The 11,421-nt window shown below is 68.4% G+C and carries 8 protein-coding genes; 2 read left to right on the top strand and 6 right to left on the bottom strand.

The window, feature by feature from the left end:
- Positions 1-150: 150 nt before the first annotated feature.
- The 6 genes from V5F75_RS07805 to V5F75_RS07780 form a co-directional block, all read right to left on the bottom strand.
- A complete protein-coding gene (locus tag V5F75_RS07805) occupies positions 151-2,424 on the bottom strand; it encodes an FdhF/YdeP family oxidoreductase (protein ID WP_394037185.1) in 2,274 nt (757 codons plus the stop codon).
- 140 nt (positions 2,425-2,564) lie between these two features.
- Positions 2,565-3,305, bottom strand: coding sequence for a YoaK family protein (locus V5F75_RS07800; RefSeq protein ID WP_394037183.1), 741 nt, complete (start codon positions 3,303-3,305; stop codon positions 2,565-2,567).
- Positions 3,306-3,614: 309 nt separating this feature from the next.
- Positions 3,615-4,781 (bottom strand): CoA:oxalate CoA-transferase, encoded by a 1,167-nt coding sequence (gene yfdE, locus V5F75_RS07795; protein ID WP_394037181.1) that lies wholly within the window; start codon positions 4,779-4,781, stop codon positions 3,615-3,617.
- A gap of 85 nt (positions 4,782-4,866) precedes the next feature.
- Positions 4,867-6,570, bottom strand: coding sequence for an oxalyl-CoA decarboxylase (gene oxc, locus V5F75_RS07790; RefSeq protein ID WP_394037179.1), 1,704 nt, complete (start codon positions 6,568-6,570; stop codon positions 4,867-4,869).
- Positions 6,571-6,649: 79 nt separating this feature from the next.
- Entirely contained in the window at positions 6,650-7,900 is a 1,251-nt protein-coding gene (gene frc / locus V5F75_RS07785; RefSeq protein WP_394037177.1) for a formyl-CoA transferase, read from the bottom strand.
- Positions 7,901-8,226: 326 nt separating this feature from the next.
- Positions 8,227-9,348 (bottom strand): helix-turn-helix transcriptional regulator, encoded by a 1,122-nt coding sequence (locus V5F75_RS07780; protein ID WP_394037175.1) that lies wholly within the window; start codon positions 9,346-9,348, stop codon positions 8,227-8,229.
- A gap of 356 nt (positions 9,349-9,704) precedes the next feature.
- Between V5F75_RS07780 and V5F75_RS07775 the strand changes: the two genes are divergently transcribed.
- Positions 9,705-10,517: an amino acid kinase family protein gene (locus V5F75_RS07775; RefSeq protein ID WP_394037173.1), complete on the top strand. Its 813-nt coding sequence runs from the start codon at positions 9,705-9,707 to the stop codon at positions 10,515-10,517.
- Positions 10,518-10,529: 12 nt separating this feature from the next.
- Positions 10,530-11,363, top strand: a complete 834-nt coding sequence (locus V5F75_RS07770) for an amino acid kinase family protein (protein ID WP_394037171.1) — start codon at positions 10,530-10,532, stop codon at positions 11,361-11,363.
- The last annotated feature ends 58 nt before the right edge of the window (positions 11,364-11,421 follow it).

Here is an 11,421-nt window from a genome sequence, read left to right as displayed (position 1 = left end):
CGGGCGGGCCCGGCGCCCCGGCGTTCACGCCGCGACGACCGCTTCGAAGGGATCGCGTGACCCGCGTTTTCTGCACACGCAACGACGCCCGCTTCGTTCGGAAACGCGCCCGCTACGGCCACAAGGCCAGCGGGCGCGCCGTTGTGTCCCTCAGGCCGCGGCCGCGCGGAGCGTGACCGGGATGGACTTGTAGGCGGGCACGCCGCATTCGCGGTCGTAATCCCCATGGTCCACCAGCACGTTGGCTTCCGGGTAATAGGCCGCGACCGAGCCCCTGGCGATGGGATAGGTGACTGCCGTCAGCCCCTCCAGCACGCGGCCGGCGCGACCCACCACGTCTACCCTGTCGCCCTCGGCGAGGCCCAGCCGCGCGAGGTCCTCGGCATTGACGAACACCACGTCGCGGCGCCCCGTGATGCCGCGATAGCGGTCGTTCATGCCGTAGATGGTGGTGTTGTACTGGTCGTGGCTGCGCAGGGTGGTGCACACCAGGGTATCGTTGTCGAGCCCGTCGTCCTCGTCGGTGCCCGGCGCCACCAGGAAATGGGCCTTGCCGTCGGGCGTATCCCACTTGCGGTTGGAGGCATCCACCCGCAGCCGGAAGCCGCCGGGCTGGCGGATCCGGGCGTTGAAGTCGAAGAAGTCGGGAAAGACTTCCTCGATCTTGTCGCGGATCTTGTCGTAATCGTCGGCCATGCCTTCCCAGTCGATGCTGCTGCCGGGGAACGTGGCACGCGCCAGGGAGGTGAGGATCACCACCTCCGAGAGCAGCTCGTCCGAGGCCGGCTTCAGCCGCCCGCGCGAGGCGTGCACCATGGACATGGAATCCTCCACCGTCACCGCCTGCGGCACGCCGTTGCGCGCGTCGAGCTCGGTGCGGCCGAGGCAGGGCAGGATGTAGGTGTTGGTCGCGGTCAGCAGCGCCGAGCGGTTCAGCTTGGTGATGATCTGCACGTTCAGGTCGAGCCTGCGGAAGGCGCTGAAGGCGGCCTGCGGGTCCGGCATGGCCACGGCGAAATTGCCACCGAGGCCGATGAAGGCGCGCGCCGAGCCGTCCACCATGGCGGCCAGCGCCTTCACCGCATTGTGCCCGTGCGCGCGCGGGGCGGAGATGCCGAACGCCTTGTCGAGCCGCGCGAGGAAAGGCTCGGCCGGGATCTCGGTGATGCCGACGGTGCGGTCGCCCTGCACGTTGGAATGGCCGCGCAGGGGGCAGATGCCGGCGCCGGGCTTGCCCATGTTGCCGCGCAGCATCAGCAGGTTCACGATCTGCCGCACGTTCTCCGTGCCGTGCCTGTGCTGGGTGATGCCCATGCCGTAGCAGGCGATGACGCGCTCGGCCGACCAATAGACCCGCGCGATGGATTCGACGGCCGCGCGGGCAAGGCCCGAGCGCTGCTCGATCTCATCCCAGCCGGTGGCCGCGATGTCCGCCACAAGGCCCTCGAGGCCCACCGTGTGCTCGGCAATAAAGGCGCGGTCGAGAAGCCCGTCCTCTCCCCGCGCGGCGCGGGCGGCGTCCTCCGCCAGCAGCGCCTTCATGATGCCCTTCAGCGCCGCGACATCGCCGCCCACCTTCACCTGGTGGTAGGCCGAGGCCAGTGGCGTGGAAGACAGGGTGAGCATCTCCACCGGGTCCTGCGGCGGGGCGAAGCGCTCCAGCCCGCGCTCCCGCAGCGGGTTGAGAACGACGATGGGCTTGCCGCGCAGCGACACGGCGCGCAGCGTGGAAAGCATGCGCGGATGGTTGGTGCCGGGATTGTGGCCGATGCAGAACACCAGGTCCGCGTGGTCGAAATCCTCCAGCGTCACCGTGCCCTTGCCGACGCCGATGGACTGCGGCAGGCCCACGCTGGTGGGCTCGTGGCACATGTTGGAGCAGTCCGGGAAGTTGTTGGTTCCGAGCGTGCGCGCGAAAAGCTGGTAGACGAAGGCCGCCTCGTTGGAGGCGCGGCCCGAAGTGTAGAATTCCGCCTGCCCAGGATGCTCCAGGGCGTTGAGCCGGGCGGCGATGCCGGCGAAGGCCTCGGCCCAGCTCACCGGCACGAAGCGGTCGCTGCCGGCGTCATAGCGCAGGGGATGAGTGAGGCGGCCGGCATCCTCGAGCGCGTGGTCCGGCCACGCCCAGAGCTCGCTGACGGTGTGCTGCGCGAAGAAGTCCGGCGTCACGCGCCTGGAGGTCGCCTCCCAGGTCACGGCCTTGGCGCCGTTCTCGCAGAACTCGAAGGAGGAGGTGTGCCTGGGGTCGGGCCAGGCGCAGCCGGGGCAGTCAAAGCCGTCGGGCTGGTTCATCTCCATGAGGGCGCGGGCGTTGGCGCTCGCGCCCATCTCGTTGCGCACCGCCTTCGCCACCGCGGCCAGCGCGTCCCATCCCCCGGCCGGACCGGAATAAGGCGCGACGCCTTCGATCGGGGATTTGCTCATGGCACACCTCTCCCTTCAGGGCGGCGCCGGGGACGGCGCCGCGGATGCTGCGTCATGCGAGCCGGGCGGACGGCAGCGAAAGCACGTCGCCGCGCCCTACGGCCCAGGGGGCGGCGACGGCCCGCGCGGTCGCCGCGAGGTCAGCCGATGAGGCCGCCCGAGGTCGGGTCCGCCGTCTTCGGCGCACGCATCGCGCCCACCGCCAGCACCAGCGAGATGAAGCCGGCGAGAAACAGCGAGGCGTGATCCACGACACGCAGGTCCACGTAGAAGCCGACCGCGCCGCCGGCGGCGAAGCCCACCAGCACCGAGAAGAAGATACCGGCCCACATCAGGTTCGGCTCGCCGTTGATGCCGTCCTTCCGGAACAGGCTCTGCGCGACAAAATTGAAGGCCATTTGTACCACGAACGTCACCGCGACATTGCCATAAAGCATGCCGTGGTTCTTGTGGTAGGCGTTGCCCTGGGCGCCGGCGACGAAGCTGACGGCGTAGGCCACCGTGTGGGGATCGATCAGCCCCATCCGCGAGGCGACACCGAGCGCGACGAGCGCGATGCACTCGAACCACAGCACCACCGGCGTGAAGATGCGGCCATGGCGCAGCCGCGTGGTCATCAGCACGCCGCACACCGCCGACCCCAGCCCGAACGCAACGACGGAGCCGATGGCGAAGATGAAGGCCGGCCAGTCCCCCTCCACCAGGCGATAGCCGCTCTGCACCACGTTGCCCGACTGCACGGTGGCGAAGGTCTGCGCATGGGCCAGGGTCCAGGCGTTCATCAAGCCCGCCATGAAGGCGAGGAAGAACCCGACGGTCCGCTTCTCCATCAGCGGGAAGCGGATCTTCTCCGGATGATCGTGAATGATTGCGGTGCTCACTAGGCGCCCCTTTCCTTTATCCAGCCCTCGTCTTTCCGAGACCGGCCGCGGGCCGCGGCCGTTTTGGCCGGGGGCCGCCCGGAGAAGCCCCGCCGGCAGGGGCGAGGTGACGCGGAGCGTCTTCTCGCAGCCCGCACGGAAATCCTGGCCTCGACACATGACTGCTTTGCAGATTGGGGATATCCGCTCAATATCCCATGTTGGATACTTCTTTCATCACTGAAAAAGCTGCACGCGGGCATGGGAGCGTACCGGCGCTCCGGAAGGGACGCAGCGAAGAATCCAGGATGACGGCCGATCGCCGCGCGATCAGGCCTCGAACTCGCGCCGCAGCGCCGCGCCGTGCTGGTCGAGGGCGGGCGCGGCGGGGCGCTCCAGGGGGTCCTCGTAGCCGCTGAGCTTGATGGGATTGCCCGGCATGCGCAGGCCGCCCGCCTCGATCACCATGTTGCGCGCCGCCGTCTGCGGATGCTCGATGGCCTCCGCCACGTCGAGGATGGGGCCCACCGGCACCCCGGCCTCGTGCAGCGCCTTCAGCCAGTGCGCCGCCGGCTGCGCCTTCAGCGCCGCCTCCAGCTCCGCCTTCAGCGCCACCACATTGTGGTTGCGGTCCGGATTTGTGCGGAAGCGCGCGTCCTCCACCAGATCCCCCCGGCCGACGGCGGCGCAGAGCTGCGCGAACAGGTGGTCGGAGCCGGTGGCGATCACGAACGGCTTGTCGGCCGCCTCGAACACGTCGAACGGCGCCATGTAGGGATGGCGGTTGCCGATGCGCGGGGGCGCCTTGCCGGTGGCCACGTAGGCCATGAAGCCGTGCTCCAGGAAGGAGAGCGTGGCGTCGAACATGGAGATGTCCACGTGCGCGCCGCGCCCGGTCTTCTCGCGGGCGTAGAGCGCGGAGGTGATGCCGGCGTACATGAAGATGCCGCCGCACAGGTCCGACATGGAGGTGCCGACGCGGGTAGGCGGGTCCGTGGGCAGGCCGGTATCCATCATGATGCCGCTCATGCCCTGGATGATGGTGTCGTAGGCCGGAAACTGCGCCATGGGCCCGGTCTGCCCGAAGCCGGAGGACGAGGCGTAGATCAGCCGGGGGTTGATGGCGGACAGCTCCTCATAGCTGAGGCCCAGGTGGGCCATGGTGCCCGGCTTGTAGTTCTCGGCCAGGATATCGGCCTTGCGCACCATGTTGAGGAAGATCTCGCGGTCGCCCTCGGCCTTCAGGTCGAGGATGATGCTCTCCTTGCCCCGGTTGAGGAACGAGAAATACAGCGACTGGTCTCCCACGAACGGCCCATAGGTGCGCGTATCGTCGCCGTGGCCGGGCTCCTCCACCTTGATGACCCGCGCGCCGAGATCGGAGAGGATCATGGTTCCGAACGGGCCGTTGAGGATGTGCGTGAGGTCTATGACCAGCAGGCCCTTGAGCGGGCCGTCGGGAGAATTGGCGCCGGCGGGCGCGTCGGCTTCGGACATGGGCACCTCGAAGGGGATTGACGGCTCGCGGGAAGAACACGCGGGGCCCTCCCTCCGCGCGGAGGGAGGGCCCCGCCGATGGGGCTCAGCCGTGGTTCACGGCGCTCTGCGGATTGAGGTTCGTGAGGTGTCCGCTCTCGGTGCCGGCATGGGGATCGATGACGGCGTTGATGAGGGCCGGCTTGCCGGAGGCGAGCGCCTCCGCCAGCGCGGCCGCGAGCGCATCGGGCGTCTCCACGTGATAGCCCTTGCCGCCGAAGGCCTCGATCACCTGATCGTAGCGCGCCTTGAGGTCGAGCACGGTGGGGGCGGGATCGCTGCCGCCGCTGCGGTTGTGGTCGTCGCCCTTGTAGATGCCGCCGTTGTTGAGCACGACCAAAGTGACGGGCAGCCCATAGCGGCAGATGGTCTCCACCTCCATGCCGCTGAAACCGAAGGCGCTGTCGCCCTCGATGGCCAGCACCTGCTTGCCGGTGGTCACCGCGGCGCCGATGGCGTTGCCGAGGCCCACGCCCATCACGCCCCAGGTGCCGACATCGAGCCGGTGGCGCGGCAGATGCTGGTCGATGAGGTTGCGGCCGATGTCGAGGGTGTTGGCCCCCTCGCTCACGATGTAGAGGTCGGGCTTGTCGGCCACCACCTTGCGGATGGCGCCGAACGCGCTGAAGAAATCCATCGGGCTCGGATTGGCCGCGAGGTGCTTCTCCATCTTCTCGCGGTTGACCGCCTTGTGGGCCGCGATGGCGTCGTTCCACGCCGCCTGCGGCGTCACGCCCGCGGCCGGCAGGCCGGCCAGCATCGCCTCCACGCTGGAGAGGATGTCGCCCACCACGGGGGCGGCGACGGCGCGGTTGGAATCCATTTCGGCGGCGTGGATGTCCACCTGGATGAGCTGGAAGTCCGGCGCCCACTCCGGGCTTTTGCCGTGGCCGAGCAGCCAGTTGAGGCGCGCGCCCAGGAGCAGGACCACGTCCGCCTCCTTCAGCACCAGCGAGCGGGCGGCGGCGGCGCACTGGGGGTGGGTATCCGGCAGCACGCCCTTGCCCATGGACATGGGCAGGAAGGGAATGCCGGTCGCCTCCACGAACTGGCGGATGGCATCCTCGGCGCGGGAATAGGCGGCGCCCTTGCCGATCACGATCAGCGGTCGCTTGGCATGGGCGAGCAGCGCCAGGGCGCGGGCGAGGGCGTCGGCGGCCGGCAGCTGGCGCGGCGCGGGGTCCACCACCTGGATGAGGGAGCGCTTGCCCGCTTCCGCGTCGATGGTGGCGCTGATGACATCCGCCGGCAGGTCGAGATAGACGCCGCCCGGACGGCCCGACACCGCCGTGCGGATGGCGCGCGCCACGCCGAGGCCGATGTCCTCCGGTCGGTTCACGCGGTAGGCCGCCTTCGCGTAAGGCTTGGCCGCGTTCATCTGGTCCAGCTCCTCATAGTCGCCGCGCTGAAGGTCGACGATGGCCCGGTCGCTGGAACCGGAGATGAGGATCATCGGGAAGCCGTTGGTGGTGGCGTTGGCGAGCGCCACCATGCCATTCAGGAAGCCCGGCGCCGACACGGTGAGGCAGATGCCCGGCTTGCCGGTGAGAAAGCCGCTGACGCCGGCTGCGTGGCCGGCCGGCTGCTCGTGGCGGAAGCCGATGTAGCGCAGGCCCTCCGCCTGGGCGAGGCGGGCGAGATCGGTGATCGGGATGCCCACCACGCCGAAGAGGGTTTCGATGCCGTTGAGCTTCAGCGCGTCGATGACGAGGTGCGCGCCGTCGGTGAGGTTTTCCGTTTCGCCTGCCATTGCCTGCCTCGATCTTCCGGGAAACGCGCCGGCCGCCATTCGCTTCGGGAACGGCGGCCGGCGTGCGAACGTGGTGCGGTCAGATCACCTTCTTGGCGCGGAGATCCTTGATCTCGTCGGCGCTGTAGCCGAGATGGGTGAGCACCTCGTCCGTGTGCTCGCCCAGCAGCGGCGCGCTGGTGATGTCCGGCGTGAAGTCGGAGAACTTGATGGGGCTGCCGATGGTGAGGAACTTGCCGCGCAGCTTCTGGTCCACCTCCACCACGGAACCGCTCCTGCGCAGGGATTCGTCGTGGGCGATGTCCTTCATGGAGAGCACCGGCGCGATGGGGATGCCGAACTTGCGCATCTCCTCCACCGCCTCGAACTTGTCCATGGTCACCAGCTTTTTCTCGATCTCGGCGAAGATGTCGAAGATGTGCGGCTGGCGGGCCTCGGGGGTGTTGTACTTCGGATCATCCTTCCATTCGGGATGGCCGATGGCCTCGGCGGTGGGGCCCCAGTCCTGCTCCTGGATGGTGAAGTAGACATAGGCGTTGGGGTCGGTCTCCCAGCCCTTGCACTTCAGCACCCAGCCCGGCTGGCCGCCGCCGCCGGCATTGCCGCCGCGCGGCACCGCATCGCCAAACGGCGTGTTCGGATACTGGGGGTATTCCTCCAGGTAGCCGAGCTTGTCGAGCCGCTGCTGGTCGCGCAGCTTCACGCGGCACAGGTTGAGCACGCTGTCCTGCATGGAGACGGTGACGCGCTGGCCCTTGCCGGTCCGCTCGCGCCCCACGAGCGCGGTGAGCAGGCCGATCAAGAGGTGCATGCCGGTGTTGCTGTCGCCCAGCGCGGCGGCGCTCACGGTCGGTGGGCCGTCCCAGAAGCCGGTGGTGGAGAGCGCGCCGCCGGCCGCTTGGGCCACGTTCTCGTAGCTCTTGATGTCGGCGTAGGGAGATTCGTCGTTGAAGCCCTTGATGGAGCCGAACACCAAGCGCGGGTTCAGCTCCTGCAGGCGCTCCCAGGTAAAGCCCATGTGATCCATGGCGCCGGGGTGGAAATTCTCGACGAGAACGTCCGCCTCCTTGATGAGCTGCTCCATGATCTTCTCGCCCTCGGGAGTTTTCGTGTTCAACTCCACCGAGCGCTTGTTGGCATTCAGCATCGTGAAATAGAGGGCATCGAGATCGGGAATGTCCCGAAGCTGGCGGCGGGTCACGTCGCCGACGCCGGGACGCTCCACCTTGATGACGTCGGCGCCATACCACGCCAGCATCTGCGTGCAGGAGGGACCGGACTGAACACCTGTGAAATCAATGACCTTTATGCCGGTGAGTGGCAAAGTCATGGCGCTCCAAGCCTCCATCAAGATGTCCGCATCGCGACGATAGCGGTAGTTGGCTCCCCTGGCGACCAGCCAGAGCGGGGCGAGATGACGCAATAAGCCGGCCTCGGGGAGAGGCTGGCGGAAACGCGCCGCATGCTTCGCCGACTGAGGGGAATTGAAACCACGGGATCCCGTGGACCGATCGCCGAGACGTAATTAGTGCCGAAAGCTCGACTGTCCATACCTCATATGGGAGCCGGGGATTCGGCAATCTATACTGGCGTATTATCGATTTTTTCGATGAGGGGTCCCGACTCGACCAGATGCCATTCGCGTGCGTGGGATGCTCACACACCTCCGAGCTTCGAGAGCTGGAGCACGAGCTCCGTCTGCCGGTTGATGCCCAGCTTCGAGAACACGCGCTTCAGCACCACCCGCGCCGTGCCCTGGGTAATGCCCAGCTTGTCCGCGGCCTGCTGCAGCGCAACGCCGCTGCCGATGAGCGCGGCGAGGCGCGCCTCGCCCAGGGACAGGCCGAACATGTCGCGGATAACCGCGGGCGCCACCATCTGCTGGTGTTCCAGCGGCACGGCGACGATCAGAACGCGCGCCTCCCCATCCTGCCCGCCGATGCGCCGGCACGATTCCGCCGTGACCGGAAGCGCCCACACCGCGAGGCGCTGCCCCTCCTTCCCCGTGACGATGCAGGAGCGCGGAGGCTGGTCGGCTTCGCATGCCCGCCGGGCGGCCTCCACCATGGCCTGGAAGCGGGCTCGCTCGGAGGGCTGGCGGGGCGCCATGCGGCCGTCCGGATCGCAGAAGAAGTCCTCGAACTGGGCGCGGGCGCTCTTGTTGGCCAGCACCCGGCGCCCGTCCGCGTCGAGCGCGCAGATGCCGGCGGAGACCGCATCGAGCGCCGCGAGCATGGCCACCTGCGAGGTGTCGAGATTGGCGATGCGCATGGAAAGCCGCAGCGCCTGCTCCACATGCCGGCTCAGCATGCGCAGCATCTCCATCTCCTGCGCGCCGAAGGGCCCCCTGGCCTTGGCGCGCGGCACCGAGAGCGCGACGAGGTAGCCGAAGTCCGGCAGCATGATGGCCGACATCAGCCAGCCGAACCCCACGCTGCGGAAGAACTCGGTGTAGATGGGATGCGTCTCCATCTCGTCCAGCGAGGCGATGGTGAAGTCGCTCATCACGTCGCCGTCGCGGAAATGGTGCTCGATGGCCCGCAGGGCATGGAGGTCGCGCGTCCACCACTCGCCGTCGAGATAGGCGCGCACCGCCCCCTCCAGCTCCGGCGCGTGGATGAACTCCGAGCGCGCGTCCTCCTTGTAGAACAGCACGATCGCGCCCTCCCCCTCGAAGGCGCCGCCGATCTTCGAAAGCACGGCCGGCCACTGCTCCGGGTCCAGGGCCGCGCCATAGATCGCATAGATAACGTCGTCGAACTGGCCTATCGATGCCATGGAGATGAAGCCACTCCTTCATTCAACGCCGCAGAGATGGCACGCGCCCACCCCGGCGCAGCGGCGGGCGGAGCGCCGCTGGCGGAAGAAGCCGGAGCATCATGGCCTCTCGCGCGTTCCGAGGGAAGGCGCGAATGGCGCACGCCCTGCCCACCGCCCCATGCCGCCCCGGCGCGCACGAGCGCGTGATCGCCCTTCCCGCGCCCTGCCCCTCCAGGCGCCCTTGTGCATTCCGTGTCGTTCTTTCCCAGCGGGGAGAAGGACGCGCAAATTCCACATATTGCACGGTAATTAGCTGGGCCGTATTGAGCTTTCCCAAGAAATAACAAGCGATGCCAACACCGAAAGGGTAACCGATGGCCAACACGACGGCAGAACTCGAGGCGCTCCTCATGCAGCGCTCGCTGACCGACCCGCAACTTCTGGCGGCGGCCGACACGGCCGCGGATTTCCGGATCCTGCCCGATGCGACCGTGATCAAGATCGGCGGACAGAGCGTCATCGACCGCGGGCGCTCGGCGGTCTATCCGCTGGTCGACGAGATCGTCACCGCCCGCAAGGCGCACAAGCTCCTCATCGGCACCGGCGCCGGCACCCGCGCCCGCCACCTCTATTCCATCGCGGCGGAGCTGAACCTGCCGGCGGGCGTGCTCGCCCAGCTCGGCGCCTCGGTGGCGAACCAGAATGCAGAGATGCTCGGCCAGCTCCTGGCCAAGCACGGCATCACCACCGTGAGCGGCGCCGGCATGTCGGCGGTTCCGCTGACCCTGGCCGAGGTGCACGCCGTGGTCTTCAGCGGCATGCCCCCCTACTCGCTGTGGACCCGCCCGGCGGCCGAGGGCGTCATCCCGCCCTACCGCACCGATGCGGGCTGCTTCCTCCTGGCCGAGCAGTTCGGCTGCAAGGCCATGATCTTCGTGAAGGACGAGAACGGCCTCTACACCGCCAACCCGAAGACCTCCAAGGATGCCACCTTCATCCCGAAGATCTCGGTGGACGAGATGAAGTCCCGGGGGCTCGCCGACTCGATCCTCGAGTTCCCGATGCTCGACCTGCTCAAGTCCGCCCGCCACGTGCGCGAGGTCCAGGTCGTCAACGGCCTCGTGCCCGGCAACCTGACCCGCGCGCTCAATGGCGAGCACGTCGGCACCATCATCACCGCGAGCTGAGGAGCGAACGCCATGTCCGAAACCACCAGCGCCATCAAGCACGTCGCCTCGCCGCTCGCGAGCCAGACCCTTCTCGACAGCCACCTCACCCGCCCGGTGGCGGGGGTGCGCCCCATCCGCCTCCTGCCCTGGCTGCAGGTTGTGAAGATCGGTGGCCGCTCCATCATGGACCGCGGCCCGGAGGCCATCCTCCCGATCGTGGACGAGCTGCGCAAGCTCCTTCCGGAGCACCGCATGCTCATCCTCACCGGCGCCGGCGTGCGCGCCCGCCATCTCTACAGCGTGGGCCTCGATCTCGGCCTGCCGGTGGGCTCGCTCGCCCCGCTCGCCGCCAGCGAGGCCGGGCAGAACGGCCACATCCTCGCCTCGCTGCTAGCGCCGGAAGGGGTCTCCTACATCGAGCACCCGACCATTGCGGGCCAGCTCTCGATCCATCTCGCAGCCGCCCGCGCGGTGGTGGGCAGCGCCTTCCCGCCCTACCACCACCACGAATTCCCCGGCACCCGCATCCCCGTGCACCGGGCCGATACGGGCGCCTTCCTGCTGGCCGACGCGCTCGGCGCCGCGGGGCTGACGATCGTGGAGGACGTGGACGGCGTCTACACCGCCGATCCGAACGGTCCCGAGGGCGGCAAGGCGCAGCTCCTGCAGGAGACGACCTACACCGACCTCGCCAGGCAGGAGGGCCCCCTGCCCTTCGACCGCGCCCTGCTGGAGGTGATGGCCACCGCGCGCCACATCGAGCGGGTGCAGGTGGTGAACGGCCTCGTTCCCGGCCGCCTCACCGCCGCCCTGCGCGGCGAGCAGGTGGGCACGCTGGTCCACACCGGCGCGCGCAAGGCCTGAGCCCTTCCGACCTCATACCATCGGCCCCGGTCTTTGAGCGGGGCCGAGTGGGTCCGCT

Source organism: Xanthobacter albus, assembly GCF_043194895.2.
Classification (GTDB): Bacteria; Pseudomonadota; Alphaproteobacteria; order Rhizobiales; family Xanthobacteraceae; genus Xanthobacter.
The sequence above is the reverse complement of the archived record's forward strand: the minus strand, read 5'-3'. Positions and strand labels throughout refer to the sequence as shown.

What these genes read in the sequence shown, in the direction of transcription:
- V5F75_RS07805 (WP_394037185.1), bottom strand. Translation starts at nt 2,424, where the DNA reads ATGAGCAAATCCCCGATCGAAGGCGTCGCGCCTTATTCCGGTCCGGCC.
- yfdE (WP_394037181.1), bottom strand. Translation starts at nt 4,781, where the DNA reads ATGTCCGAAGCCGACGCGCCCGCCGGCGCCAATTCTCCCGACGGCCCG.
- oxc (WP_394037179.1), bottom strand. Translation starts at nt 6,570, where the DNA reads ATGGCAGGCGAAACGGAAAACCTCACCGACGGCGCGCACCTCGTCATC.
- frc (WP_394037177.1), bottom strand. Translation starts at nt 7,900, where the DNA reads ATGACTTTGCCACTCACCGGCATAAAGGTCATTGATTTCACAGGTGTT.
- V5F75_RS07780 (WP_394037175.1), bottom strand. Translation starts at nt 9,348, where the DNA reads ATGGCATCGATAGGCCAGTTCGACGACGTTATCTATGCGATCTATGGC.
- V5F75_RS07775 (WP_394037173.1), top strand. Translation starts at nt 9,705, where the DNA reads ATGGCCAACACGACGGCAGAACTCGAGGCGCTCCTCATGCAGCGCTCG.
- V5F75_RS07770 (WP_394037171.1), top strand. Translation starts at nt 10,530, where the DNA reads ATGTCCGAAACCACCAGCGCCATCAAGCACGTCGCCTCGCCGCTCGCG.